Source organism: Pseudomonas sp. 2957 (assembly GCF_031456345.1).
GTDB classification, from domain to species: Bacteria; Pseudomonadota; Gammaproteobacteria; order Pseudomonadales; family Pseudomonadaceae; genus Aquipseudomonas; species Aquipseudomonas siliginis.
The window spans coordinates 107,014-133,126 of record NZ_JAVDUL010000002.1 but is presented as its reverse complement, the minus strand read 5'-3'; the positions used below and the strand labels follow the sequence as shown (position 1 = coordinate 133,126).

General features: G+C 59.0%; 22 protein-coding genes and 1 tRNA gene. 15 read left to right on the top strand and 8 right to left on the bottom strand.

Going from position 1 to position 26,113, the window contains the following annotated elements; translation table 11 throughout:
* Positions 1-26 precede the first annotated feature (26 nt).
* The gene (locus J2Y39_RS06260; RefSeq protein ID WP_310216003.1) at positions 27-653 is read left to right on the top strand and encodes a dTMP kinase; all 627 of its coding nucleotides are present in this window, start codon (positions 27-29) and stop codon (positions 651-653) included.
* Between the two features lie 120 nt (positions 654-773).
* Here J2Y39_RS06260 and J2Y39_RS06255 read toward each other — a convergent pair whose 3' ends face one another.
* Entirely contained in the window at positions 774-1,886 is a 1,113-nt protein-coding gene (locus J2Y39_RS06255; protein WP_252886207.1) for a hypothetical protein, read from the bottom strand.
* 126 nt (positions 1,887-2,012) lie between these two features.
* Positions 2,013-2,360 (bottom strand): helix-turn-helix transcriptional regulator, encoded by a 348-nt coding sequence (locus tag J2Y39_RS06250; protein WP_310215999.1) that lies wholly within the window; start codon positions 2,358-2,360, stop codon positions 2,013-2,015.
* Positions 2,361-2,575: 215 nt separating this feature from the next.
* On the opposite strand from J2Y39_RS06250, the gene J2Y39_RS26435 reads away from it, so the two are divergent.
* From J2Y39_RS26435 to J2Y39_RS06235, 4 genes are all read left to right on the top strand, one after another.
* Entirely contained in the window at positions 2,576-2,833 is a 258-nt protein-coding gene (locus J2Y39_RS26435) for a DUF2357 domain-containing protein (RefSeq protein ID WP_353956547.1), read from the top strand.
* Positions 2,727-3,380, top strand: coding sequence for a nuclease domain-containing protein (locus J2Y39_RS06245; RefSeq protein WP_310215997.1), 654 nt, complete (start codon positions 2,727-2,729; stop codon positions 3,378-3,380). The genes J2Y39_RS26435 and J2Y39_RS06245 overlap by 107 nt, the downstream gene beginning before the upstream one ends.
* Before the next feature lie 283 nt (positions 3,381-3,663).
* Positions 3,664-3,738: transfer RNA gene (locus J2Y39_RS06240), tRNA-Lys, on the top strand.
* Between the two features lie 25 nt (positions 3,739-3,763).
* Positions 3,764-6,085 (top strand): hypothetical protein, encoded by a 2,322-nt coding sequence (locus tag J2Y39_RS06235; protein ID WP_310215996.1) that lies wholly within the window; start codon positions 3,764-3,766, stop codon positions 6,083-6,085.
* A gap of 190 nt (positions 6,086-6,275) precedes the next feature.
* On the opposite strand, the gene J2Y39_RS06230 is transcribed toward J2Y39_RS06235, so the two are convergent.
* The 5 genes from J2Y39_RS06230 to J2Y39_RS06210 all read right to left on the bottom strand — a co-directional run bounded on the left by J2Y39_RS06230 (position 6,276) and on the right by J2Y39_RS06210 (position 11,802).
* On the bottom strand, positions 6,276-6,791 hold the full coding sequence (locus J2Y39_RS06230) for a cupin domain-containing protein (protein WP_310215993.1): 516 nt from the start codon (positions 6,789-6,791) through the stop codon (positions 6,276-6,278).
* A gap of 103 nt (positions 6,792-6,894) precedes the next feature.
* Positions 6,895-9,297 (bottom strand): TonB-dependent receptor, encoded by a 2,403-nt coding sequence (locus tag J2Y39_RS06225; protein WP_310215991.1) that lies wholly within the window; start codon positions 9,295-9,297, stop codon positions 6,895-6,897.
* 67 nt (positions 9,298-9,364) lie between these two features.
* A complete protein-coding gene (locus tag J2Y39_RS06220) occupies positions 9,365-10,315 on the bottom strand; it encodes a FecR family protein (RefSeq protein WP_310215988.1) in 951 nt (316 codons plus the stop codon).
* Positions 10,315-10,824 carry a sigma-70 family RNA polymerase sigma factor gene (locus J2Y39_RS06215; protein WP_256809803.1) on the bottom strand — a complete coding sequence of 170 codons (510 nt, stop codon included), beginning with the start codon at positions 10,822-10,824 and terminating at the stop codon, positions 10,315-10,317. Before J2Y39_RS06215 ends, J2Y39_RS06220 begins: the two co-directional genes overlap by 1 nt.
* An 81-nt stretch (positions 10,825-10,905) precedes the next feature.
* The gene (locus J2Y39_RS06210; protein WP_310215985.1) at positions 10,906-11,802 is read right to left on the bottom strand and encodes a helix-turn-helix domain-containing protein; all 897 of its coding nucleotides are present in this window, start codon (positions 11,800-11,802) and stop codon (positions 10,906-10,908) included.
* A gap of 162 nt (positions 11,803-11,964) precedes the next feature.
* Between J2Y39_RS06210 and J2Y39_RS06205 the strand changes: the two genes are divergently transcribed.
* From J2Y39_RS06205 to J2Y39_RS06185, 5 genes are all read left to right on the top strand, one after another.
* Positions 11,965-13,323: a glutamine synthetase family protein gene (locus J2Y39_RS06205; protein ID WP_041480368.1), complete on the top strand. Its 1,359-nt coding sequence runs from the start codon at positions 11,965-11,967 to the stop codon at positions 13,321-13,323.
* 187 nt (positions 13,324-13,510) lie between these two features.
* Positions 13,511-14,599, top strand: a complete 1,089-nt coding sequence (locus tag J2Y39_RS06200; RefSeq protein ID WP_310215984.1) for a polyamine ABC transporter substrate-binding protein — start codon at positions 13,511-13,513, stop codon at positions 14,597-14,599.
* Positions 14,596-15,897 (top strand): FAD-binding oxidoreductase, encoded by a 1,302-nt coding sequence (locus J2Y39_RS06195; RefSeq protein WP_310215983.1) that lies wholly within the window; start codon positions 14,596-14,598, stop codon positions 15,895-15,897. The genes J2Y39_RS06200 and J2Y39_RS06195 overlap by 4 nt, the downstream gene beginning before the upstream one ends.
* Before the next feature lie 244 nt (positions 15,898-16,141).
* Positions 16,142-17,797 (top strand): intermembrane transport protein PqiB, encoded by a 1,656-nt coding sequence (locus tag J2Y39_RS06190; RefSeq protein WP_252886201.1) that lies wholly within the window; start codon positions 16,142-16,144, stop codon positions 17,795-17,797.
* A gap of 17 nt (positions 17,798-17,814) precedes the next feature.
* Complete coding sequence (locus tag J2Y39_RS06185) at positions 17,815-18,363, top strand: membrane integrity-associated transporter subunit PqiC (protein WP_095180019.1); 549 nt, start codon at positions 17,815-17,817, stop codon at positions 18,361-18,363.
* A 6-nt stretch (positions 18,364-18,369) separates the two neighbouring features.
* On the opposite strand, the gene xerC is transcribed toward J2Y39_RS06185, so the two are convergent.
* Positions 18,370-19,308 carry a tyrosine recombinase XerC gene (gene xerC / locus J2Y39_RS06180; RefSeq protein ID WP_305965242.1) on the bottom strand — a complete coding sequence of 313 codons (939 nt, stop codon included), beginning with the start codon at positions 19,306-19,308 and terminating at the stop codon, positions 18,370-18,372.
* A 241-nt stretch (positions 19,309-19,549) separates the two neighbouring features.
* Between xerC and J2Y39_RS06175 the strand changes: the two genes are divergently transcribed.
* From J2Y39_RS06175 to J2Y39_RS06155, 5 genes are all read left to right on the top strand, one after another.
* Positions 19,550-20,929, top strand: coding sequence for a UDP-glucose/GDP-mannose dehydrogenase family protein (locus tag J2Y39_RS06175; RefSeq protein ID WP_310215978.1), 1,380 nt, complete (start codon positions 19,550-19,552; stop codon positions 20,927-20,929).
* A gap of 243 nt (positions 20,930-21,172) precedes the next feature.
* Positions 21,173-22,351: an MFS transporter gene (locus J2Y39_RS06170; RefSeq protein WP_252867601.1), complete on the top strand. Its 1,179-nt coding sequence runs from the start codon at positions 21,173-21,175 to the stop codon at positions 22,349-22,351.
* Between the two features lie 156 nt (positions 22,352-22,507).
* A complete protein-coding gene (locus J2Y39_RS06165; protein WP_258706681.1) occupies positions 22,508-23,194 on the top strand; it encodes an HPP family protein in 687 nt (228 codons plus the stop codon).
* A 238-nt stretch (positions 23,195-23,432) separates the two neighbouring features.
* Complete coding sequence (locus tag J2Y39_RS06160; protein ID WP_310215975.1) at positions 23,433-24,539, top strand: enoyl-CoA hydratase/isomerase family protein; 1,107 nt, start codon at positions 23,433-23,435, stop codon at positions 24,537-24,539.
* Between the two features lie 3 nt (positions 24,540-24,542).
* Positions 24,543-25,694 carry an acyl-CoA dehydrogenase family protein gene (locus J2Y39_RS06155; RefSeq protein ID WP_310215973.1) on the top strand — a complete coding sequence of 384 codons (1,152 nt, stop codon included), beginning with the start codon at positions 24,543-24,545 and terminating at the stop codon, positions 25,692-25,694.
* Positions 25,695-26,113 lie beyond the last annotated feature (419 nt).

The following is a 26,113-nucleotide window of genomic DNA, read 5'->3' as shown; positions in this document are numbered from 1 at the left end:
CCACTTCCCGTTAAAGCCTGTGAACAATGACTCGTCCGCTGTTTATTTCTCTTGATGGCCCCAAAGGCGTCGGCAAAACCTCGCTGTTGGAGGCGATCACTGAAGTCTTGAGGGCAGACAACCAGAAAGTCATCCGGTTGTGCGAGAAAAAAAGCGACCCGTTCAGGGGCGAGACAATGCATCTGGTGAACCGACTCGTCCGACATCCTGACCGGGATCTGGAACTGGAAGTTTGCCAACGCCTGGCTGATAGCCGCAGCTGGATTTCCCAGCACGTGCTGACCAAACAGCCTGCCGACAGCATCATCCTGATCGATCGCTGGTACCCGTCCGATGCGGCGTTTCGCCGGATAGTCCCGTTTGCTGAAATCCTGCAATTAAACCGTGATCGCAACGTTCAGGTGCCCGACCTGCATGTTGGCGTGGTCACGGCGGCGGAGATTTCGTGGGCGAGGGCGGGGGCGCGACGGCGTGGCTTGAGCAGTACTGTGCTTCGCGGTCTGGAGGAGCATGTCGCTTGTACTGAGGCGTTTGAGGTGGCCGCTGCCGATCAGGGTTGGTTTTTGTGTCGGAATGAGGGAACGATCGAGGAGGCGACGGGGCGGGTGGTAGGGGAGATTAATCGGGTGGTGAGCCGTCTACGCGTTCCTTAGCGCCAGTCCCTCAGGGCAGATCACGGTCGACTAAGAAAGGCAGCGCGGAAAGTGCCATTGCACAAAAAAACGGGGCTCCAGCGTTGCGAATATGTGCTGGAGCCCCGCATCGATCGACTATCAGTCGAAACTCAGCTCCTGAGTCTTGATGTGATTGGCGACTGCGCCGGAGATGGCGTCGAAGATTGCTTTTTCATTGTTGCTGTAGACCTCCATGTCGAGATCCAGGGTAATGGCTGCGCTGCGGATCATTACACCTTCATGGTGGTAGCTGACAAACAATGAGTGCCAGTCTGTGAATTCCACATCCAACACGAGGTAAACCACCGTCACCGAAGCCATGCCCTGGTCGTTCTTGATGGGGCCAAAGGCGACAGTCGTGCGGCCGTCCTTAGTGCTGGCCTTGTTCCACCAGAAGGTCATGAAGTCGTGGGTGCCCGAATCGTTGGGATCCTTGGCCAAGAGCGTCGCGAGCTGCTTGAAACTCTCGAGTTCCGTCGCTCCCAGATACGTGCCAACGATGGTGGTCAGCAAACTACCGATGTCCACGTTACCTGAAGAGACATCCTGCCTGACCTGGCCGCCACTCGCTGCCTTTACGGTAAAGCCCAGATCGGTCAGTTGGTAAACCACAGCATCGAACCATTGCTTCGTCTGCAGATAGTCCGTATTGGTGATGTCCACGCCCTTGCTTTTCAGGACCGCACGCGCAGCCCCCTGTGCGTAGAGGTTCAGGTGGGAGTATGCGCTGACCTGCTCCGGGGTAGCATCGGTCATGGCATAAACCAACTGCGAGTCGATGGCTGTGGCGTCGATTGTCGTCGTAGTTCCACCGGTTACCACGCTGCCCAGCTTAGGCGGCGCAAGGGCAGGCCATGCGCAGGTGATGATCCTGCTCGTAAATCCCACACCATCGCGAAGATAGGCTTGACGAGAGCGCCAGTCGGGATGGGAAGTGCGGTCGATAGTGAAAGGGACGTCACGCAAGCCTTCGGGAGGGTTACCTATGGACTTGTCGATTGCCACGTTGAGCCTCTTCAGAAGTCCGTCGCACTCGCATTTCGCGAAAACATTCAGATGGTAGTTCAGGCCTTCTGTGTTGGTGACTTGCACGTGAGCACCAGCCCCCAGGGCCGCTTGGCAAGTTGAGATGTTCCGACCGAAAAGGCTGAACGTTTTCTGGGACTCGAACTTCACTTCTACATCAGCTTTTGCAGATTCCTTAGTGCACATGATGATCTCCAGCTCATACCCAGGCGTCATTGCTCGGGCATCTAGAAGTTATCAATATCGGACCCTTCGTGAAGCTCAGTCGGTTGAGCATTGCTCACGAATTGCCCTGAAAATATTGCGTGGCGCTCAAGTTGCTGGAGTGGTTACTTCATCAAGAAACTTGGCGAGGTTACGAACGTCGTTGTCGGCCATTCTTTCAATCACGTCCGCGAGCGCTTTGCGATGCGGCGCGTCATGCATGGCGCCGAGCGAGTGCCGTCCACGGCCGAGCAGAAGCCAATCGGCATTGACGTTCAGCTCGACGCACAGCTTGGCGAAGTTCTCCATGCTGATTGGCTCTGAACGAAACCACCGACTGAGGGCGCTGTCCGTCACACCGATTCGGTGTGACAGCGCGTAGAGTTTTGGAAACCCACGAAGGGTATATGCGAACTGAAGTCTCTCGCCGTAGCTTTTGATGCCATGCATTTCCATATCTTTCTTCGTCCTTTACTCGGAGAGGCATCGAAAGCTTCAGAAGTCCGCAGCCTCTCCGGGTTTAAGGCGGGTGAAGCCCCCAAGAGCGAATCGAGTGTGGTGAGAGGCACATGGCAGCGCGCCAACGATTGCTCTCGTCCATGCTAAAGACGAACTCATGTGCAGTGATATGAACTTTGCCGACTGAGAGCTCAGGTAGGTGTCCGGCCAAGGTGATTTTCTGGTTCGAGCGATTATGGCCTGAGCGCCAGCCAACGACTTGGTTTGCGAGGCTGAGGCGCTATGGGGATCGGTTTCACCGCGCGCTCAAACAGATATCTCAGCGGCCGTTAACAACCTTGAAGAGTGATCGCACGTCGGTGAGTGCGCACACGGTCAAGCGGTTGGACTCCGCATCCGTCTGCATACGCGCGAGCTTATCGGTTTGGTTGGTACGCGTTGCGTTCAGGTTGGTTGGGAAAGGATCCTGATGAGACGCTGTGGGTCAGCCCAACATGGGAGGTTTATGAGCGGTGGTGCTTTGTAACTGTAGTCTCACAGCTGCAACGTCAGTTTCCTGAACTCGTCTGGAGTCGTGAATATCGATCGATGGGTTTAAAAGAAATCGTGTGGCGGGGAATAGCGGCTGATGTGACCGTTGAGGCATGTTACCAAGTCCGATGCCCAGCGATTGATCAACCTGCGCATCGCGGTTTTCAAAGCTTATCGCGAGAGCGATATCCGGACATCGTCGTGACGTTGGACTCGCCTTCGACGAAGCGCTTCTTGGTTTTCGATGCGAAGTATCGCAGCGCCCGCGCCAGCCTCCTGGATGCAATGGAGTCAGCGCACATTTATCACGACAGTCTCCAGTGGAAGGGCATCAAGCCTGACGTTTCATTGCTGCTGAAACCTAGGGCAGACAAAGTAACGGCGCTTATCAGCCCGACCTATCATGCGGACTATGGGGTCGGAGCCTGGCAAATCAGTGCAGAATCAGAAGGGAGGCACTGGGGATCGAACTCAAACGAATTCTGAGTGCAATACCAATCGCGGCCGCTCCAGCCCGTACAATTGCTATTGGAACGGCGAAGTAATCGATTACGCACAGTAGCGCTAAACTCGCTGACAATCCCGCAACCCGAAATAAAGTCGTCGGGCTCCAGGCGTATTGGTTCGCGACGCCGGTGCAAAGGACTCGATCGAACTGCGCTGGTCTTGACGACTCTTCCCGAGATCACCTGATTACGTTCAGGTTCACAAGCGGCAATATTTTCGATCTTCACAATCGTTCAGCGCTGGTGGACAATCCGCGCTCTGTTCCGGGGTAGTTCAGCGGTAGAACACTCGGCTCTTAACCGGGTGGGCGCTGGTTCGAATCCAGCCCCCGGACCCACAACATCGCAGGCTCGGAAGGACTCATGCTCAGGGACGATAGGGAATCGAATGCGAATGCCGGCATAGGTGCCGGCTATGCAGCCTTTCAACTGTCTCGGGCACTCGCTGCATCGGGCCTCGACGATAACGGACAGACGAGCAAGCGCATCGAGCGCTGGCGCAATGTAATCGAGCACATATTGCAGGGATCTGCGTCGTATGGCTCACGAACTCCATTCGCGGATGTGCCTGAGTGGGTCACGCTGGAAGTCGCCACGGGTGGTTTTGCCACTGGGCAGTACATGGCCGGTGGCGCACTGACCGAGTACGAGCGACATTTGGCTGCTTCGATTCCTGGTATCCGTCCTGGCTTCGAGCGACTCGATCTCAACACTTGGCACCTTACGGAGGAGGGGATTGAGGTACTGCAAACGAAGCTGGCGAGCGGGGATTATCGAATCGAGGTGCCAGAAGAAGCTGCACTGCTGACGGTGGCCTGGTTGCTGGGCCAACAACGTACAGAGAACGCATGGGACCTGGTTGAAGCGATAGCGCCTTTCTTTGAACAGCTGCGATTCTTTCCGATGGCTTCTGACGGTTCGCCGCTTTCAGCAGGGCAAGTGCAGGTTTTTACTGTCGGTGATGTCAGAACCGTGCTTTCAAACCGCCCAGCACAGACGCGTCTGGCAGCGCAAAAACATGTCATCGAGACTCGCTTGCCGCTCTACGATGCGGCGGTGTCGCTTTTCCTTTTGACGTATCAGGATGATTGGCCTTGTCGCCGGTACCCCGAGGGCTGGTTTGAGCAGGCGAATATTCTGAAGCGGCAGTTCGATGCTTCTTGCCCCAGCGCTCCGTGTGAAGCTGAAAACCGGCGGGATCGGGTAGGGGAGTTGTTTGCACTGCTGGGGGTTTGCGCCAGCGATGCGGCGTTGCTTACCGGACGGCAAGTCGGACGAATTCGCAGGATCGTCGACGATTTCGTACGCAAGCATGGTCATCCCGAATCCGAATCTCATCAAAAGCACAGAGAGTCTCAACGCAGTCACGTGTCCTCACCCGGGCACCATCTATTTGCTAAAGCGGTTGCCGCACGTCTGAGCAGGTATCCCGGTTCGGACGGAGTTTCCGACTTTTCATCTCTGCTGCAACCCGTTACCTGCGAAGAAGCGACCGCATATTCGCTGTTAACAGGTATCGGCATTCCTACTGATATTCGTCGACGCGTCGAGCGGTGTCGAAAGGGCACAATTGCCGAGTTGATCGATAAGGGATTGATTACATCCGGGGATACCGTGGCGCGGCTGCTGCCAGCGATAACGGCTGAGATCTGCAGTGCAGGATTTCGCGATATGTCGCTGCGGATGCTCTCTGTAGCAACCTATCGCGCCTTTCGACAACGCCGATCATTGTTGCTGTTGGATCTGGAAAGTCAGGTCAGGATGAATGAATTGCCGTGGGTGGCGGCTGTTGAGGACCAGCGAGAAACGGACGCGGTGGTCGCTGACGCAGCCAGACAGGCCCTGATCGAATGCGCAGCGATGACTCTTTGCGCTTTTCCTCAAGCGATCCTGCCCAACAAACTCATTCAGGAATTTGCTGCGCTTGGTGCGATGGCCAAGCTGGATCTGCCTTTTGTTGAAGAAGTCGCCTCGGACATTTTCATGGGCGCTTTCTCGAACAAGTACATAAGAGCTGCCAGGCAGGCGGCATCTTTGACAGGTGGCACGCTATACGCCAATTACTACGACATTGATGCAAGCCAATTGGCGATGCTTCCTGATCAACCGAAATCCAGGCGGAAAAGGTTCTCCAGACCTGACGCTAGTTCCAGGGACGCATTGGCCAGATTGTGCTCCCAGCGGGCTGATGCGGGCCTGGGGACATGGCGACCGGCGACTAACGGGAAAATCATCGAGCAACAACAGATCCTGACGACGCAAAACCTTGCGCTGTTGTTTGGTGAGCTCGGGTTGAAGGCGCTGTTGCAGCATCGCCTGGCTTCGATGGCCGAGGAATGCTTCAGATGGATATGCGTACGCCAGCAGATGAAGTTGCGGTTTTATCACTCCAGCCTGGTGGTGATCAAAAATACGGCTTATGCCTGGCGGCAAATGGTCTTTTATCTAGCGATGCTCGATGAGGCAGAAATGCGTTTCGCGATTGAACGTATCGAAGCTCATTTCGCGATTCAGCCTAGTGCATTTCGTGAAAGGTTCCTGCCGGCGATTAGAGGATTGCGAGTAGCGGCTTCTGGCGCACCGTTGACCGAGGCTCGCCAAGCAAGCGAAGGTGCTCAGGTTTTTATCGGATGGACTACCGAGAGACATTGGTTGTTGAAGCAGCAAACGAATGGCGTTGCTTAGACTGAGAGGTTGGGAGTGGTGGATCTGATATCTAAAGCCTGAGGCCATTCGCATACATGATTTAACATAATATACATTACACGTAACAAGATGTTACAGGGTTAGCGTGGTTGCCCGAGAGATTTGAATCTGCGCGGTCGCTTCAAAACCAGCTTTCCCTGCAAACTGCATTTGTCCCAATCTACAACTCTCAATCTTCACCGCGCGTAAGCATTTCAATCAGCGCTCCATGCTGCGGATGCTGTGCCGTGAGTTTTGCGCGATTACCGACTTCCATGTCCGCGAAATCAAACCCAGGCGAAACCGCTTCGCTGATCAAGCCAAAGCCATTCGAGCCTTCCAGCAATCGAGAGGCTTTCCAGATTCCACCCGGTACGTGCAATTGCAGTTGCTGACCAGCCAAAACATCGCTGCCTATCACCAGCGTTTGCAGTGAGCCGTCGGCGTGGATCAGGTTGTATTCGATGGCGTCGCCCAACTGAAAATAATGCAGGATGTCGGATTGGTTGAAATGAAACTGGCCCGCCGGCGATTGCTCAGTGAGCAGATAGTAGATCGAGGTCAGCAGATATCGCGTGCCTTGCTGCGTTTCGAGGCAGGCACGGTGATCGGCTTGATAGGTTCTGCGGTAATAACCGCCCTCGACATGGGGCTGTAGATTCAGCGCAGCAATCACATCTGTAGCATTCGGCTTGCGCTGAATCATGGCCTTCTCCGTTGCAGGTACGGTTTTTTGTTAGCTCAACTAAACGGTCATTTAGTGTAGTTAACGTATTTTCGACGACGATCGACGCACTTACCCTGCTCCGTTAGAAGTCTACCGCCGCCGACAGCAGATACGTCCTCGGCGTAGAAAGCGTCAACCCCGGCTCACTATCATCCGATGCACCCGCCGAGCTCCAATAGCGTTTATCCAGCACGTTTTCGACATTGGCGCGCAAGGTGATCGTTTTCTCGTCCAGCTTGAAAGCATAGCGCGTGCCTACATCGAATCGTTCCCAAGAGTCGATTTCCTTGTCGTTCGCCTGATCCAGATACTGCGAACTCGAATAGATCGCACGACTGGTCAATGTCAAACCCTGCACAGTCGGCACATCCCACTCCGCGCCGAGGTTGACGTTGTATTTCGGTGTCGCCGGTGCGCGGTTGCCGTCGAATGTGCCGTTGGTGGTGTGGGTCAGTTCGCTATCGATGTACATCACACCGCCCAGCAATCGGAAGCCCTTCAGCGGTTCGCCAAACACGCTCAGTTCTACGCCGTTGTTTTCGCGTTTGCCGTTCGGGCCGAAGACTCGTGTGGTCGCATTGGTTTCGTAGGCAGGTTGTTTGATGCGGAACACCGCTGCCGTCAGGGCGTATGAGCCGGCGTCGTACTTGGCGCCGACTTCGACCTGGCGGCTGATGAATGGCGGGAAGATTTCGTCTTCGTTGATCGACGTCGATGGCGCGATCTTGCCTTGGCTCAGACCTTCCATGTAGTTGGCGTACAGCGAAAGTTTGTCTGTCGCCTTGAACAGAATGCCGCCCGACGGCGAGACTTTTTCCTCATCGTAGGCCGTGTCGCCCTTGATGCCGTCGCTCCAGTCATCGACTTTGACCCGCTGCCAGCGCGCACCCAGAGTCAGCAGCAGTCGATCATCGAAGAACCCGAGCGTGTCGGACAAGGCCACGCCGCTGAAGCGATTTTCGGTGTAGACCTTGGCGTCATTGCGGGTCGGCGTGCCGGGTCTGGCTATTTCCACCGGGTCGTAGAGATTGCTGCGCCCGGCTGCGTAACGGGCGCCGCCGTTTTCGAAGTCCATATAAAAGTAGTTGGCCGCCAGGTTCACTTCATGGCTGACCGGTCCGGTCTGGAACCAGTTGCGCACCCCAGCGGTAGCCGTGCGAACGTTTTCGTCGCGAGTGAAGTCGCGCGGCTGGACGCTGAAGTCGCCGGCGTCATTGGTCACCGACACCGCGTGGCGCAAGAAGTCGTGATTGCTTTTCCGGGCGCCGACGCCGCCATACAGCATGACTGAATCGCTGACATCGAACTCGCCGTTGACCGTGCCGAAAGTGTCTTTGGTTCGCGCCCGGCTCCAGGGTTGCGCATAGTTATCGCGCACATCAGGGGCGTTCGGCACCTTGGCACTGGCCGCCACTTGCACGCGTTCCTGCGGTGCGTCGGTGTCGCGTTCGGTGTGGCCGATATCGGTGGAAAGTCGCAAGCGTTCACCACGGAAATCCAGACCGAGTACTGCCATGTCGCGATCGACACTCTGATGATCCCATTCTGTATCACCGGACTGTTTAACCCCGTTGAAGCGAAGGCCGAACTGATTGTCTTCGCCAAAACGCCGTCCGACATCCACTGCGCCGCCGACCTGGTTGTTGGAGGCGTAATTGGCTGTCAGCGAGGTGATCGGCTTGTCGGTCGCGCGTTTCGGCACGACGTTGATCCCCCCTCCTACACTGCCCCGTGGCGAAATCCCGTTGATCAATTGGCTCGGCCCTTTGAGGATGTCGACGCGATCGGCCATTTCCATATCAATGGTGTAAGTCGGCAAGATTCCGTAGAGGCCGTTGTAGGCAACATCACTGTTGAACAGGCTGAAACCACGAATGGTGAATTGCTCATAGCGGCCACCGGCAGGGTTGGTGGCGCGTACCGAAGGGTCGGTACTGATCAGATCGCCGAGCGTGCGCGCCTGTTGGTTTTTCACCGTTTCGCTGGTGTAGGTGGTCATGCTGAACGGGGTTTCCATGAAATCTCTGGAACCCAACAACCCTTGCGAGCCACGCCGCGCGACCTGACCGCCAGCAAACACGTCGGCATCCGCTGAACCGCTCGCGCCCAGAATGGATGTCGGCGCAAGCTGCAAGGTGCTGCCTTCTGCTGCGGGCACTAGCGTATAAGCCTGATCGCCGACCGGTTGCAGCTGCAAACCCGAACCCAGCAACAACCGGCTGAACCCCTCCTCCACGCCATATTCACCGGACAAACCATTGCTGTTACGGCCGCTGACCAGCGCCGGATCTACCGAGAGATTGACGCCGGCGAGACCGGCGAAGCGCGTCAGCGCTGTACTCAGACTACCGGCCGGCACCTGATAACTGCGGCGACTGCCATCGTCGGCCCAGCTCGATTGGATCAACATGGGGCTGGCACTCAGGCTCAGCAAAAGGCTCAACTGCAACAACGGACGCAAACGACCTGGAAATACTGCGGGCATTGGAAGAAGCTCTCGATTTTGTTCACTTGCCTGGAATGACCAGTGAGGCGAAAAAAAGGGACAGGCTTCAGCCAGTTTTTTCTGCACGCGGTACCAGTGACACCCAAAATCGCGTTCGCGTATGCACATCGACGGGCAAACTGGCTGCCAGCAGTGCCAGCACTTGATCGGTATCGTCGACGCGAAAGCTGCCAGTGACGCGCAGCGATTCCAGCGCCGGATCCCAGCGCAGCACGCCCGAGCGGTAGCGACTCAGCTCGCGGAGGAAATCACCCAGCGGCTGGTTTTGCGCCATCACCACACCGTCGCGCCAACCGGGCATCAACGCTTCGAATGCCGTCACCGCTCCCGCGCCCGAAGCTTGCAGGCTGACTTGCTGGCCCTGCTGCAATACCAGCGCCGGGCCGTGCAGCGGCTGCAATTGCACCGAACCACGGAGCACGCAGACCTGGCAATCGCGGGCATTGAGGCGCACCGAGATGTCGCTGTGATTGACGATCATCCGCCCATAAGGCGCGTTGACGATAAAGGCTGAATCGCCCGCGACGTTGAGCGCCATCTCGCCACGAATCAGTGTCAGCTGACGTGCAGGCAGATCGACATTAACCGCGCTGTCGGTGTTGAGTTGCAATGAAGAATCCTGGGCCAACTGCACTTTGCGCCGCTCGCCGGTGCTGGTGTGCAGGTCGGCGCGCCAGACCTCCAGCGGCAGCTCGCGTCCGATCAACCACACCGCCGGCACCAGCGCCGCCACGCCCAAGGCACGCTTGAGAGCAGCGCGCCGCGCCGGATCCGGCCGATCCAGCGTGGCCAGGGCAAGCGCCGGGGGCAAGCCTGCAAAGCGTTGACGCAGTTGTTGAATTTTCTGCCACGCGTTCTCGTGGCGACTGTCGCTGGCGCGCCAATGCTGTAATCGCGCGTGATCTTCCTCGCTGGCACAACCGGACTCGAGCAGTGCCAGCCAGTGCGCCGCTGCCCGCGCCACTTCCCGCATTTCATCATTGGGTGCAACGCGCATCAGAGATCCACCAGCAAACAATGCTCGTACGCCTGGGCCATGTAACGTTTCACCGTGCGCTCGGAAATCTGCAAGCGCTCGGCAATCTCGCGGTAGCCGAGGCCCTCGAGTTGACTCCAAAGAAATGCCCGGCGCACGGGGCGCGGCAAACCATCGAGCAATTCATCCAGCGCTTGCAAGGTTTCCAGCAGCAACCAGCGCTGCTCCGGCGACGGTGCGCACGCTTCCGGCAATTGCGCCAAGGCATCGAGGTAGGCTTTTTCCAGATGGCGCCGCGTGTAGAAATTGCTCAGTAGCCGTTTGCCGACGGTGAGCAGATACGCGCGCGGCTCGCGCAATTCAGCCAGTGGCGGCGCGTTGCACAGGACGCGGACAAAGGTGTCTTGACTGAGGTCCGCCGCATCCCACGCATTGCCCATGCGCCGGCGCAGCCAGGTTTCCAGCCAGCCGCGGTGCTCGCGATACAACTGCTGCAGGCTCTGCTCCGACGGTGACGTGGCTTCAATCATCTCAAGAGACCCTGCGCGAAGGTAGATTCAAATGAGACTGATTCTATTTAACTTCTGCGAGGACACAAAGCCTTTTTCTGCTCAGCGCTTGAGCGTTTCGCTCGGCAGCTCCTTGAACAGCGCGCGGTAACTGCTGGAAAACCGCCCCAGATGCCAGAACGACCAGCGCATCGCCACTTCCGCAACAGTGGTTTCCGTCGGCCGACGCTTGAGCAATTCACGGTGCGCACTGTTTAGCCGCCTCAGGCGCAACCAGTGGCTCGGGGTCATCCCGGTGTAAGCCTTGAAAGCCTGTTGCAACTGGCGCAGCGGTACGCCGGCAACGTGAGAAAGTTCGAGCAGATTGACCGTGTCTTCCGGCGAATCAGCCGCCCACTCCCCTACTCGCTTCATGATTTGGCGTTCGTTGTTGCGCTGCTGCAATCCTCCGCGATCAAGACGGGTTTGAGCGTTGTCGAGGATGAACAGGCAGTCCTCGAGCAGTTGCCGAGTCAGGCGATCTTTATCAAGTGGATCAGAGGCTTGCGACAACTTCGTGAGAATCGAGCTTAACCAGCCGCTGAACAAAGCGTTCTGTCCGCAGTTCAGCGGCGCCATGAACAGACCTTCGAGCTTGGCCACTTGCAAACCGTGCTCGCGGACAAAATCCGGGCCGAACACCACAGCGATTTCCCGGTAGTTCTCCGGGGTGATCCAGATGTTGCGGCTCTCTTCGTTGAGCAGATACAGCGCGTTGTCACTGCGATCAAAACAGAACGCCAGAGCCCCGGATGGCGCGCTGAAATTCTGTTCGACCCGGGTGTTCATCTGTTCTTCGTAAACCTCGACGCCCTGCAGATCCAGATAGCGAATCTGCCCGGCGAAATGCCCCGGCGACATCTGCTGGTAATGCTGGACCCAGCCCGGTGTAGCGCGGATTTGCTCGGCCACATCGGCGGTATTGAACGCTTGAACCTGAAGCTGATTGCACGTTGTCATGGGGTGACCCTGCGCACTCTTTTGGTGCGCTTTGGTGCTGCTGAAAGTGGATAGATGGAATCGCAAGCCGCGCCCAAGATAGTCGCCAACGCGCCACAGGGGAAGGGGCGGAAGATGAAACCCGCCCTCCCCGGCGTCTACAAAACCAATAACGAGGTCTTTATGAACGCCCCTTTCGATCAGCTGTTCACCTGGCTGAAAGATCACAAGATTACCGAAGTCGAATGCGTGGTCAGCGACCTGACCGGCATCGCCCGCGGCAAGATTGCACCGACCAACAAGTTCCTGCATGAGCGCGGCATGCGCCTGCCGGAGAGCGTGCTGCTGCAAACGGTAACCGGGGATTTTGTCGACGACGACATCTACTACGACCTGCTCGACCCGGCTGACATCGACATGGTCTGCAAGCCGGTTTCCGACGCCGTGTACGTCATTCCTTGGGCAATCGAGCCGACTGCCATCGTCATCCACGACACCTTCGACAAGTTTGGCAATCCGATCGAACTGTCGCCGCGCAACGTTCTGAAGAAAGTTCTGCAGCTCTACACCGACAAGGGCTGGAAGCCGATTGTCGCGCCGGAAATGGAGTTCTATCTGACCCAACGCTGTGAAGACCCGGACCTGCCGCTCAAGGCACCACTGGGTCGTTCGGGTCGTGCGGAAAGCGGTCGCCAGTCATTCTCGATCGATGCCGCCAACGAATTCGATCCGCTGTTCGAAGACGTCTACGACTGGTGCGAACTGCAAGGTCTGGACCTCGACACGCTGATCCACGAAGACGGCCCGGCGCAGATGGAAATCAACTTCCGCCACGGCGATGCGCTGGATCTGGCTGACCAGATCACCGTGTTCAAACGCACCCTGCGCGAAGCAGCGCTCAAGCACAACGTCACCGCGACGTTCATGGCCAAACCGATCGGCGACGAGCCCGGCAGCGCCATGCACTTGCACCAGAGTGTGGTCGAGATCGCGACGGGTCAGCCGATCTTTGCCGATGCCGAGGGCAACATGAGCGAGCTGTTCCGTCATCACATCGGTGGCTTGCAGAAATACATCCCGAAAGTGCTGCCGATGTTCGCGCCGAACGTCAATTCGTTCCGCCGCTTCCTGCCGGACACCTCGGCGCCGGTCAACGTCGAATGGGGCGAAGAGAATCGCACGGTCGGCCTGCGAGTGCCGACTTCAGGGCCTGAATCGATGCGCGTGGAAAACCGCTTGCCCGGCGCCGACGCCAATCCGTATCTGGCGATTGCCGCGAGCCTGCTGTGCGGCTACATCGGCATGGTCGAGAAGATCGAGCCGAGCGCGGCGGTCGAAGGCCGGGCCTATGAACGGCGCAATCTGCGCCTGCCCATCACCATCGAAGAAGCCCTGACGCAGATGGAAGACTGCCCGAAAGTCGCCGAATACCTGGGCAGCAAATTCGTCCGCGGTTACGTCGCGGTCAAACGCGCCGAGCATGAAAACTTCAAGCGCGTGATCAGCTCGTGGGAGCGAGAGTTCCTGCTGCTGAGCGTCTGACGGCGCAGCCGTCCCTGTGGGAGCGAGCCTGCTCGCGAAGACGGCCGCACAGTTGATCGTTCCCACGCTCCCGCGTGGGAATGCATCCCGGGACGCTCTGCGTCCCATCCAAAGCCGAACGCGGAGCGTCCGTTGCGGCATTCCCACGCAGAGCGTGGGAACGATCATTACAAGAAGAGGTGTCGATATGCGTCCATTGAAATCCATACTTCCCGTCGCGCTGAGCGTGCTGTTCAGTGCAGCAGCCCACGCCGAGCCCCAGGTCAGCGTCTACAACTGGACCGACTACATCGGCGAAACCACCCTCGCCGACTTCCAGAGCAAGACCGGGATCAAGGTGATCTACGACGTCTTCGACTCCAACGAAACCCTTGAAGGCAAACTCCTCGCCGGCCGGACCGGTTACGACGTGGTAGTGCCGTCCAACCACTTCCTCGCCCGTCAGGTAAAGGCCGGCGCGTTCATGAAGCTCGATCGTTCACAGTTACCAAACTGGAAGAACCTTGACCCGAAACTGCTTGAATTGCTTGAGAAAAACGATCCAGGCAATGAGCACTCGGTGCCCTATCTGTGGGGCACCAACGGCATCGGCTACAACGTCGACAAGGTCAAGCAAGTGCTCGGCATCGACCACATCGATTCCTGGGCCGTGTTGTTTGAACCGGAGAATCTGAAGAAGCTCAGCCAGTGCGGTGTGTCGATGATGGACTCCGCCGACGAAGTCTTCCCGGCCATCCTCAACTACATGGGCATGGATCCGCGCAGTGAAAACCCTGAAGACTACAAAAAGGCCGAAGCCAAGCTGCTGAGCATCCGTCCGTACATCACCTATTTCCATTCTTCCAAGTATGTGTCGGACCTGGCCAATGGCGACATCTGCGTCGCGTTCGGTTACTCCGGCGATGTGTTCCAGGCGGCCAACCGCGCCAAGGAAGCGAAGAACGGCGTCAATATCGCTTACGCCATTCCCAAGGAAGGCGCCAACCTGTGGTTTGATCTGCTGGCGATCCCAGCCGACGCGAGCAACGCCAAAGAGGCCCATGCCTTCATCAATTACCTGCTTGATCCGCAGGTGATCGCCAAGGTCAGCGCCACCGTCGGCTACGCCAACCCGAATCCGGCGGCCAAACCGTTCATGGATCAGGAACTGGTCAACAATCCTGAGGTTTATCCGCCGCAGTCGGTGCTCGACAAACTCTACATTTCCTCGACCCCGCCCCAGGCGATCATGCGGCTGATGACCCGGTCGTGGAGCAAAGTGAAGTCGAACAAATGAATCAGCACAATTCACAGCACGCCCGCTCCTGGTACGCCGCTTCTGCGCGGGCGACCACGCCCTACCCTGCGCTAAACGGGGATTTGATTGCCGATGTCTGCGTGATCGGCGGCGGCTTCACGGGCGTCAGTACCGCGATTGAACTGGCGCAGCGTGGTCTGTCGGTGGTGCTGCTCGAAGCGCGACAGATCGGCTGGGGCGCCAGCGGGCGCAATGGCGGGCAGCTGATTCGCGGCATCGGCCATGAAGTCGAGGGTTTCGCCCGTTACGTCGGCCAGGACGGCGTGCGCTATCTGCAGCGCGCCGGCATCGATTCGGTGGAGCTGGTGCGCCAGCGCATCACTGAAAACGCCATCGACTGTGATCTGCGCTGGGGCTTTTGCGAACTGGCCAACACCGCCGCGCAATTTGCCGCGCTCCAGCAAGAGCAGGACAGCCTTGCCGAACTCGACTATGCCCACGCAACGAGGCTGGTCGGGCCGGAGCAGATCCGTGCGCAAGTGGTCGACGCCGGTGTGTACGCCGGCGGATTGATCGACATGGGTTCGGGCCATTTGCATCCGCTTGATCTGGTTCAGGGCGAAGCGCGTCTCGCCGCGTCGCTGGGCGTGCGGATCTTCGAGCAGAGTCCGGTCCTGGAAATCCTCCATGGCCCGACCGTCGAGGTGCGCTGCGCCACCGGTTCAGTACGCGCCGGCAGCCTGGTGCTTGGCTGCAACGCGCATCTGGATGACCTCGAGCCGAAACTCAGCGGCAAAGTGCTGCCCGCCGGCAGTTACATCATCGCCACCGAGCCGCTGGACGAAAGCCGTGCCGCGCAGTTGATTCCACAGAACCTGGCGCTGTGCGATCAGAAAGTCGGGCTCGATTATTACCGTCTCTCGGCGGATCGACGTCTGCTGTTCGGCGGTGCTTGTCATTACTCCGGGCGCGATCCGGCGGATATCGCCGCCTACATGCGACCGAAAATGCTCAAGGTGTTCCCGCAACTGGCCGACGTGCGCATCGACTACCAATGGGGCGGGAAGATCGGTATTACCGCCAATCGTTTCCCCCAGGTTGGCCGGCTCAAACAGCACCCGAACGTGTTTTACGCGCAGGGCTATTCCGGCCATGGCCTCAACGTCACCCATTGGTGCGCGAAATTGCTGGGCGAAGCCATTCACGCCGGGCATAGCCAGGGCATGGACGTGTTCAGCAGCGTGCCGCACATGACCTTCCCCGGCGGCCCGGCGTTGCGTTCGCCGTTGTTGGCGCTGGGCATGTTCTGGTATCGCCTGCGCGAAATGCTCGGCTGAGCCCGCCACGACTCTGGCCCCTGTAGGAGCTGCCGAAGGCTGCGATCTTGGGACGCAGAGCGTCCCGGGCTGCATTCCCACGCAGAGCATGGGAACGATCAGGTCGCAACCTTCGGCAGCTCCTGGACTGCAATCGCGTCCCACGCCAGCTATACACATTTGCTCTATCGCCAAGCACTTCTATATTGATGAAGTGCTTTTGCGTTCCTGACGCTCAGTGCCCGATTAATTGAGGAGGACATGGATGAAGTCGTCAGCCAGCGACGAGCCGCGAGCACCCGGTCAGGCGCCGATCAAAACCCGCCGATTCGGTATCTCGCTGGTATGGATCGTGCCGATCGTGGCGGTGCTGGTGGGCATTTCGCTGGTGATTCACAACATCCTCCAGGAAGGCCCGACGATCACCGTCACCTTCAAGACCGGCGATGGCCTGACCGCCAACAAGACCGAAGTCAGGTACCGCAACGTAGTCATCGGCCATGTCTCCGATGTTGAACTGGCCAACGACCATAAACACGTCAACGCCACGATCAAACTCGCCAAGCAGGCCGAAGCCTTCACCCGCGAGGACTCGCAATTCTGGGTGGTACGTCCGCGCATCGGCGCCGGCGGGGTATCGGGCATCGACACATTGCTGTCGGGCGACTACATCGGTGCCGACATTGGCCAGGCCAATACCCGCTCAAAAAACTTCAAGGGTCTGGAGAACCCGCCGCCGATCACCTATGGCGAACCGGGCAAGCGCTTCACCCTGCACACCGCCGACCTCGGCTCGCTGGACATCGGCTCCCCCGTCTATTACCGCAAGATCCCGGTTGGCCAAGTGGTGTCCTATGCCTTGGACCAGGACGGCAAAGGGGTCAACATCGAAGTCTTCGTGCATTCTCCGAATGACGCCTACGTCACCGAAAACACCCGTTTCTGGAACGCCAGCGGCATCGACATCAATGTCGGTGCCAACGGCTTTGCGGTGAAAACCGAGTCGCTGTCGACCCTGCTGGTGGGCGGCATCGCTTTCCGCGCTCCGGATTACAGTCCCAACGATTCGCCAGCCAGTGAAGACAAGGGTTTCGAACTGTTCGCCGACCAAGCCACCGCCCTCGCCCCGCCCAACGGCAAGGCTCAATATCTGGCGCTGCGCTTCGATCAAGCCTTGCGCGGGCTCAAGGTTGACGCGCCGGTGGAGTTCCTCGGAGTTGAAATCGGCCGGGTGGTGGCAGTCAATCTCGACTTCGACGAGGTCAAGCGCACCTTCCCGGTGAATGTCGGCATCGTCATCTATCCGCAGCGCCTGGGTCGCGCCCACGCGAAGATGCTCAAGGCTTACCATGGCGACGAAAACGACGAGGCCACCGGGGCGCGCCTGATCGGCACGTTCATCGAAAATGGCCTTCGCGCCCAGGCCCGCAACGGCAACCTGCTCACCGGTCAGTTGTATATCTCCCTGGATTTCTACCCCAAAGCGCCGAAAGTCGCTTTTGACCCTACGGCACGGCCGGTCACCATTCCGACCGTCCCCGGCAGCCTCGAGCAATTGCAGGAAAAACTCGAGGCGATGGTCAACAAGATCAACGCATTGCCGGTTGAACGCATCGCCAGCAACCTCGACGGCAATCTGGTCGAGCTGCGCAAGGGCCTGAAGCAGTTCAACGCCAGGACTCTGCCGGGTGTACAGAGCACCCTCGCCGACGTCAGCAAGACCTTGCAGTCCGCCAATTCGACCCTGGCCGAGGATTCACCGCAACGTGAGCAGTTGACCGAAACCCTCGACGAACTCGGGCGCATGTCGCGCTCGTTGCGAGAGCTGTCGGATTACCTCGGTCGCCACCCTGAGTCGCTGATTCGCGGACGCCCCGACAACGCCGCGCCGCTGGACCTCAAAGGACCGCCACGCAATTGAGCACAGGAGCTGCATCCATGGTTTTACCGTTGAAGATCTCCCTGCTCGCTGCGCTCGTGCTGCTGGCCGCGTGCCGTAGCGACCCGATCAGCTTCCATACGCTGACCCCGGCGCAACCGGGTGCCAGCCGCAACGGCGCCGACATCGCCATCGAAAGCATCAGTGTGCCGCCGCAGGTCGATCGCGCGCAGATCGTGATTCGCCAAGGCAACAGCGGCGTGGCCATCCTGGATACCGATTGGTGGAGCGCCACCCTTGCCGATGAGTTGCGCGGTGCGCTGGTCGATCAATTGAGCGGCGGCGTCGGCCAGCAGCGCGCTTCCGTGCGAATCGACGTGCAGCGCTTCGATTCGATTCCCGGTCAGTACGCCTTGATCGACGTGAAATGGCGAGTGCGCCCATTAGGTGCGGCGGACGCGGCCCTGCTGAGCTGTCGCTCGGTGTTGCAGACGCCTTCAGGGCCGAGCATCGACGAACTGGTAACCGCGCAACAGAACAACATCAAACGCCTCGCTGCGCACATCGCGCAGGGTGCCAGCGGCTCGCGCTGCCCGCCGCAGACCTGACACCGTTTACAAATCGAAGCGATCCACCGCCCGCCGCCGCTCGTTGTCATCGCGCACATCGTAGTTGGCAGTCGTCTGGATATTGCTGTGATGCGCCAGTTTCTGCGCGATCGACAGGTCGTGCTCTTCGATCACCCGGGTGATGAATGAACGACGGAAGTCATGGGGCATGATTTTCACCCCGACCTGCGTACCGCGCTGGCGGGCAATGTAGTAAATCGCGTGTTTGGTGATGCGCTCGCGGGTGATGTGGCTGCCCCGGCGAATACGGTTGAACAGAAACGCATCGTCGCTCTCACCTTCCTTGAGCTGTGAACGACGCAGTTCCAGCCAGGCATCGAGCTTGGCAAAGGCCCAGGCCGGCGCGTATTTGATCAACTGCTTGTTGCCCTTGCCGGTCACCGTCAGGCTGCGTTCGTGAAAGTCGACCTGGCTCAGATCCAGATCCACCGATTCCGACTTGCGCATGCCGGTGCCGTACAGCAGCGCAATCACCGCCGCATCACGCAGGCCCTGCGGGCGCGGGTCGGCAGCGCAGACTTCCATCAGTTCATGAATCAGCGTGCGCTTGAGGTTGCGCCCCTGGGACAGCCGCGTGCCGGCTATGCCTTTGACCGACCGCATCTTCAGCAGGTGATCCTGGCTGATCAGGCTCATGCGCCATGCTTCGTTCATCACCCCGCGTACGGCGTTCACGTACAGCGACGAGGTGTTCGGTGCATAACCATCGGCACGCAAAGCGGCGACCAGCGCCACCACGTCTTCCGGTTGCAGGCCGTGCCAGGGGATTTCTTCGATATCGACGTCCTCGAAACCGAGGCGGTCAGCGGCGTCTTGCAGCACATAACGCATGGTCAACTGGCTGGAAGGTGCCAGTCGCGCCAGGTAAACGGTCAGCGGATTGTTGTTGGACGGTGCAGGTTGGGTACTCGACAAATCACTCAAACGAAACGGCCTTGAAATAAAAAACGATTCAACAAAAACAATAAATGCATGAAATGAAACGCAAAAAACGGCATGACTCGATGACAAGGGTTACCGCGAAAGGCCCACAACCTGCCGTTCGAGGCGGTAAAAGTCAATCGGGCATTCCCCGAACGGTCTGTTTGCTGATTCTTCAGCAGTAGGCGAACTGAAACATCGCGCTCTTATGTTCAGTGCAGGGAACTGCGAGCAGGAGTGCGGCATGAAGATCACGGTGTTTGGCAGTGGTTATGTCGGTCTGGTGCAAGCGGCGGTGCTGGCCGAGGTCGGTCACGACGTCGTGTGCATGGATGTCGACGCGCAGAAGATCGAGCAATTGGGCCAGGGGCACGTCAGTATTTACGAGCCGGGGCTGGCCAGTCTGGTGCGTGAAGGCCTGGATTCGAAACGCCTGCAATTCACCACCGATGAGCGGTTTGCGGTGTTGCATGGGCGGGTGGCGTTCATCGCGGTGGGCACGCCGTCACGCGAGGATGGTTCGGCGGACCTGCGCTACGTCCTCTCGGTTGGCGACGCGATTGCCCGACATCGCGAGCAGCCATTGATCGTGGTGGAAAAGTCCACGGTGCCGGTGGGCACGGGCGACGCTTTGCGCAGCCACATCGAAAAGGCCCTGATCAAGATTGGCCGCCTGCTGCAGTTCGATATTGTCTCCAACCCGGAATTTCTCAAGGAAGGTTCAGCGGTTGCTGATTGCGGGCGACCGGATCGCATTGTCATTGGTTGCGAAGGTACTGAAGTGCGCGATGTGATGCGCGATCTGTACGCGCCGTTCAACCGCAACCATGACCGCATCCTGTTCATGGACCTGCGCAGCGCCGAGCTGACCAAATACGCCGCCAACTGCATGCTGGCGACCAAGATCAGTTTCATCAACCAGATCGCCGAACTCGCCGAGCACCTCGGCGCGGACATCGAATCAGTGCGCCAGGGCATCGGTGCCGATACGCGGATTGGCTATCACTTTATCTACCCGGGTTGCGGCTACGGCGGTTCGTGTTTTCCCAAAGACATGCGCGCGTTGATTCACAGTGCCGAACAAGCGCACTGTTCCAGCGACTTGCTGCAAGCGGTGGAGGCGATCAACCAGCGCCAGAAGCACAAGCTGTTCGAGCGCATCAACGCGTTCTACCGGGGCGATTTGCGCGGCAAGACCTTTGCCCTGTGGGGCCTGGCGTTCAAACCCAACACCGACGACATGCGCGACGCGCCGAGCCGGGTTCTGCTAGAAGATTTATGGGCTGCCGGGGCCAGCGTGCGCGCGTTTGATCCAGAAGCCATGGTGGAAACCCAGAATCTCTATCCAAACGAATCAAAACTGATGCTGATGGGCACGCCGGAATCGGTACTGGCCGGCGCCGATGCGTTGATCATCTGCACCGAATGGCAACAGTTCAAGGCCCCGGATTTCGAGCTGATCAAACAGCGCCTCAACAGCCCGGTGATCTTTGACGGCCGCAACCTGTACGACGCCGAGCGCCTGGCGCGCAATGGCTTTCAGTATTTCCCGATGGGGCGCGGTGAGTCTTGCAAGTTGCCGATCACCTTGCGGCAGTGGCCCGCGGCTTCGGATGTGGCTTGAACTGGCCCTGTGGGAGTCATTGCAAATTGTGAGCTACACAGACCCTGTGGGAGCGAGCCTGCTCGCGAATACGGTATGTCAGCGACATAGCAGGTGACTGATCCGCCGCCTTCGCGAGCAGGCTCGCTCCCACAGGGAAATCATGTGCTCCGAGAGACGCTGGTGTATCAGCTTGACCGGTGGCGGCTGCCCAGAGAGGATGGCGTTCGCCCTAGGCAATCCGAATAAGGACATTCCCCTCCCTTGGCCATCTATTCGCCTTTCATCCGCCGGCTGATGCTCAGCTCGCTGACCGTGGTCATCAGCCGCGCCCTGATCAGCCCGCTGCTGACGCTGTTCCTCAGCAACAAGCTTGGCCTCAATTCGCAGGATGTCGGCTTGCTGCTGGGTATCGCCGTGTTCAGCGCAACATTGCTGTCGCTGTACGGCGGTTACATCATCGACAAGCTGGACAAGCGCCAGTTGCTGATCCTGGCCATGCTCTCCAGCGGTATCGGCCTGATCCTGCTGACCTTCGCGCAGAATCTGTATGTGGTCACCCTGGTGCTGATCATCAGCGAAACCGCGTCGGCGCTGTTCTTGATCGGCAGCAAGGCGACCCTCAGTGAACAGCTGCCGGTGGGCCAGCGGGTCAAGGCGTTTTCCCTCAATTACACGCTGACCAATATCGGCTACGCCGTCGGCCCGATGATTGGCGCGGTGATTGCCGGGGTGCAGCCGTCCGCGCCGTTCATCGTTGCCGGTGCGATCGCCATTGGCAGTATTTTTCTGCTGCTCGGCGCGACCAGGGATGCCAGTCCGATAAGTTCCGGCAGTGCGCCGCAAAGTTTCCTCGACACGCTGATGATCCTGAAAAACGACCGTACCATGGTGCTGTTCACCCTCGGTTGCCTGCTCAGCACATTGGTGCACGGGCGCTTTACGCTGTACCTGTCGCAATACCTGCTGGTCACCCACACCCAGCAACAAACGCTCGACACCATGGCCGCCCTGCTCGCCTGCAACGCAATCACGGTGATCCTGCTGCAGTACCAGGTGGGTCGCTGGCTCAGTCGCGAACACCTGCGTCACTGGATTGCCGGCGGCACCGCGCTGTTCATCGTCGGGTTGATCGGTTTCAGTCTGGCGGACAGCCTGCTCGGCTGGTGCGTGGCGATGTTCATCTTCACCCTGGGCGAGATGATCATCTACCCCGCCGACTTCCTGTTCGTTGACACCCTCGCCCCGGAGGCACTGCGCGGCAGTTACTACGGCGCGCAGAACCTGTCAGCGCTTGGCGGGGCTGCCAGCCCGGTAATGTGCGGGTTTCTATTGATGCACACGCCTGCGCCGAGCATGTTCTACGCCCTGAGCGGTTTGGCGGCGCTGGGTGGATACCTATGCTTCGTCAGCGCTCGGCGCACCGCTTCAATGCAAAAATAGTGCACTAAAACTGCATTTATATGAATTTGTCAGCATCGATTTTGATCGGCAAACTACGCGCGTTCCTCCCCCAATGTTGGAACGCTTCTAGGGCTTTCCGGATTTGCCGGACAAGTCCTTTTTTTTGCCCCGGATTTTGTAAAGGATCAGTTCTACATGCTTGCTCGCTGGTTGCCCGCTGCCATCAACACCCGCCCCACTGAATGGAGCCGTGCCGCGATCGGCATGGGCCTGGGCACGCTGTTCAGTGTGTGGATGTGCGCGCAGGTGTTCGGCCATGACGTTGCGTTTCACCTGGTCGGCCCGCTCGGCGCTTCGGCGGTGCTGCTGTTCGCGGTGTCCTCGGGCGCCCTCGCCCAGCCATGGTCGATTCTCGGCGGCTACCTGTGTGCTGGCGTGGTCGCCTTGCTGGTCGCCCATGTGCTTGGCCGTACGCTGGGCAGCGCCTGCCTTGCTGCCGGCATGGCGGTGATTCTGATGTGCTGGCTGCGTTGCCTGCACCCACCGGCCGGCGCCTTGGCGTTGACGCTGGTGCTGGCCGACCCGGCAACCATCGCCATGGACTGGAAAGCCATGGAGCCGGTGATGCTCGGCGCGCTGTGCATGCTCATTAGTGCGCTGGCGTATAACAACCTGACCCGCATCCGCTATCCGAAACGCGCTGCTGACCCGGCTCCGCCAGTGGTCCCGATCGATAGCCAGGCGATCACCGCCGAAGACCTGAAACTGGCGCTGGCCGACATGGAAGCCTTCATCGACGTCACCCCCGAAGACCTCGAACGCCTGATTCACGCCAGCGAACTGCACGCCAAGCGGCGCAGCATTACCGAAACGTTCAGATGATCCCTTTGTAGGAGCTGACGAGTGCAACGAGGCTGCGATCTGTTGATTTCAAAAAACAAGATCAAAAGATCGCAGCCTCGTTGCACTCGTCAGCTCCTACAGACAGCGGCGCTAAGAGAAAAACGCAGATTCCCCCTGCACATATCCCCGTTGTACACGACAAATTTGCACTGTTACGATCCGCTAACGCCCGCGCGCGGGCTTTTCGAATAAAGACAATAAAAGCAGGGAGTTACTGATGACAGCTCAGGCTTCATCCCGGCGGACCCCGTCCATGGATGCCATGCAAAACGACGTGCTGGCCGAGGTGCGCAATCATATCGGCCACCTGACCCTCAACCGCCCTGCGGGCCTCAATGCAATCACCCTCGACATGGTGCGTCTGCTGCAACAGCAGCTCGATGCCTGGGCGTCTGACGCCGATGTGCACGCCGTGGTATTGCGCGGCGCTGGTGAAAAGGCCTTCTGCGCCGGTGGCGATATTCGTTCGCTGTACGACAGCTACAAGAGCGGCGACACGCTGCACGAAGATTTCTTCGTCGAGGAATACGCCCTCGACCTGACCATTCATCACTACCGCAAACCGGTGCTGGCCTTGATGGACGGTTTCGTCCTCGGCGGTGGCATGGGCCTGGTGCAAGGCGCCGATCTGCGTGTGGTCACCGAAAAGAGCCGTCTGGCGATGCCGGAAGTGGCCATCGGTTATTTCCCTGATGTCGGCGGCAGTTACTTCCTGCCGCGCATCCCCGGTGAGCTGGGGATTTATCTGGGCGTCAGCGGCGTGCAGATTCGCGCCGCCGATGCGCTGTACTGCGGCCTCGCCGACTGGTACCTGGACAGCAGCAAACTGGCGCTGCTCGACGACAAGCTCGACCAGATGGAGTGGCAGGACACGCCGCTGAAGGCGCTGCAGAACCTGCTGGCCAAGCACGCCGTGCAAACTCTGCCCAATGCACCCCTCCAAGTGTTGCGCCCGGCCATCGACCATTTCTTTGCCCTGCCCAACGTGCCGAGCATGATCGAGCAATTGCGCGCCGTCACTGTCGCCGACAGCCATGAATGGGCAGTCAGCACGGCGGATCTGCTGGAAACCCGCTCGCCGCTGGCCATGGCCGTGACCCTGGAAATGCTCCGTCGCGGCAGACATTTGAGTCTGGAGAATTGCTTTGCGCTGGAGCTGCATCTGGACCGCCAGTGGTTTGCCCGAGGCGACCTGATCGAAGGCGTGCGCGCCCTGCTGATCGACAAGGACAAGTCACCGCGCTGGAACCCGCCAACCGTCGCTGAGCTGGACGCTGCGCAGGTTGCGAGCTTCTTCCATGGTTTTGATGAGAGCGGGAGCTGAGTCATGCACGATCTCGAACTGACTGAAGAACAAGTGATGATCCGCGACATGGCCCGGGATTTTGCCCGTGGCGAAATCGCACCCCACGCCCAGGCCTGGGAAAAGGCTGGCTGGATCGACGACGCCCTGGTGACGAAGATGGGTGAGCTGGGCTTGCTCGGCATGGTTGTGCCGGAGGAATGGGGCGGCACCTACGTCGATTACGTTGCCTATGCGCTGGCGGTTGAGGAAATCTCTGCCGGCGATGGCGCGACCGGCGCGTTCATGAGCATTCACAACTCGGTGGGCTGCGGCCCGGTGCTCAACTACGGCAGCGACGAACAGAAACAGACCTGGCTGGCCGATCTGGCCAGTGGGCAGACCATCGGTTGCTTCTGTCTGACCGAACCCCAGGCCGGCTCCGAAGCACACAACCTGCGCACCCGCGCCGAACTGCGCGACGGCCAATGGGTGATCAACGGTGCCAAGCAATTTGTCAGCAATGGCAAGCGGGCGAAACTGGCGATCGTCTTCGCGGTAACCGATCCGGACTTGGGCAAGAAAGGCCTGTCAGCGTTTCTGGTGCCGACCGACACGCCGGGTTTCATCGTCGATCGCACCGAACACAAGATGGGCATCCGTGCTTCCGACACTTGCGCGGTGACGCTGAACAACTGCAGCATCCCCGAGGCCAATCTGCTCGGCGAGCGTGGCAAGGGCCTGGCGATTGCCCTGTCCAACCTTGAAGGCGGACGCATCGGCATCGCCGCGCAGGCATTGGGCATTGCCCGGGCAGCGTTTGAAGCGGCGCTGGCCTACTCGAAAGACCGGGTGCAATTCGACAAGCCGATCATCGAGCACCAGAGCATCGCCAATCTGCTGGCTGACATGCACATGCAGATCAACGCCGCACGGTTGCTGATCCTCCATGCAGCGCGGCTGAGGACGGCGGGCAAACCATGCTTGTCCGAGGCTTCGCAGGCCAAGCTGTTCGCTTCGGAAATGGCTGAGAAAGTGTGTTCGTCGGCGATCCAGATTCATGGCGGCTATGGCTATCTGGAGGATTACCCGGTCGAGAAGTACTACCGCGATGCGCGGATTACCCAGATCTATGAAGGGTCGAGCGAGATACAGCGGATGGTGATTGCGCGGGATTTGAAGAACTATCAGTTGTAATGGCGTTGGCCCTTCCCCTCACCCCAGCCCTCTCCCCAGGGAGAGGGAGCCGACCGAGTCGGTAACGGATTCAGCGGCAGCCTTTCAGGTCGGCGTAATTCGCCCATATCCCGCGGTCAGTCCCCTCTCCCCAGGGAGAGGGAGCCGACCGAGTCGGTTACGGATTCAGCGGCAACTTTTCAGGTCGGCGTAATTCGCCCATATCCCGCGGTCAGTCCCCTCTCCCCAGGGAGAGGGAGCCGACCGAGTCGGTTACGGATTCAGCGGCAACCTTTCAGGTCGGCGTAATTCGCCCATATCACGCGGTCAGTCCCCTCTCCCCAGGGAGAGGGAGCCGACCGGGTCGGTTACGGATTCAGCGGCAACATTTCAGATCGGCGTAATTCGCCCATATCACGCGGTCAGTCCCCTCTCCCTGG

Coding starts and splice junctions, on each gene's coding strand:
- J2Y39_RS06225 (WP_310215991.1), bottom strand. CDS start 9,297: ATGCCCGCAGTATTTCCAGGTCGTTTGCGTCCGTTGTTGCAGTTGAGC.
- J2Y39_RS06195 (WP_310215983.1), top strand. CDS start 14,596: ATGAATCAGCACAATTCACAGCACGCCCGCTCCTGGTACGCCGCTTCT.
- J2Y39_RS06250 (WP_310215999.1), bottom strand. CDS start 2,360: ATGGAAATGCATGGCATCAAAAGCTACGGCGAGAGACTTCAGTTCGCA.
- J2Y39_RS06215 (WP_256809803.1), bottom strand. CDS start 10,824: ATGATTGAAGCCACGTCACCGTCGGAGCAGAGCCTGCAGCAGTTGTAT.
- J2Y39_RS06155 (WP_310215973.1), top strand. CDS start 24,543: ATGCACGATCTCGAACTGACTGAAGAACAAGTGATGATCCGCGACATG.
- J2Y39_RS06260 (WP_310216003.1), top strand. CDS start 27: ATGACTCGTCCGCTGTTTATTTCTCTTGATGGCCCCAAAGGCGTCGGC.
- J2Y39_RS06220 (WP_310215988.1), bottom strand. CDS start 10,315: ATGCGCGTTGCACCCAATGATGAAATGCGGGAAGTGGCGCGGGCAGCG.
- J2Y39_RS06190 (WP_252886201.1), top strand. CDS start 16,142: ATGAAGTCGTCAGCCAGCGACGAGCCGCGAGCACCCGGTCAGGCGCCG.
- J2Y39_RS06210 (WP_310215985.1), bottom strand. CDS start 11,802: ATGACAACGTGCAATCAGCTTCAGGTTCAAGCGTTCAATACCGCCGAT.
- J2Y39_RS06235 (WP_310215996.1), top strand. CDS start 3,764: ATGCTCAGGGACGATAGGGAATCGAATGCGAATGCCGGCATAGGTGCC.
- J2Y39_RS06230 (WP_310215993.1), bottom strand. CDS start 6,791: ATGATTCAGCGCAAGCCGAATGCTACAGATGTGATTGCTGCGCTGAAT.
- J2Y39_RS06165 (WP_258706681.1), top strand. CDS start 22,508: ATGCTTGCTCGCTGGTTGCCCGCTGCCATCAACACCCGCCCCACTGAA.
- J2Y39_RS06255 (WP_252886207.1), bottom strand. CDS start 1,886: ATGTGCACTAAGGAATCTGCAAAAGCTGATGTAGAAGTGAAGTTCGAG.
- J2Y39_RS06160 (WP_310215975.1), top strand. CDS start 23,433: ATGACAGCTCAGGCTTCATCCCGGCGGACCCCGTCCATGGATGCCATG.
- J2Y39_RS06175 (WP_310215978.1), top strand. CDS start 19,550: ATGAAGATCACGGTGTTTGGCAGTGGTTATGTCGGTCTGGTGCAAGCG.
- J2Y39_RS06185 (WP_095180019.1), top strand. CDS start 17,815: ATGGTTTTACCGTTGAAGATCTCCCTGCTCGCTGCGCTCGTGCTGCTG.
- J2Y39_RS06200 (WP_310215984.1), top strand. CDS start 13,511: ATGCGTCCATTGAAATCCATACTTCCCGTCGCGCTGAGCGTGCTGTTC.
- J2Y39_RS06205 (WP_041480368.1), top strand. CDS start 11,965: ATGAACGCCCCTTTCGATCAGCTGTTCACCTGGCTGAAAGATCACAAG.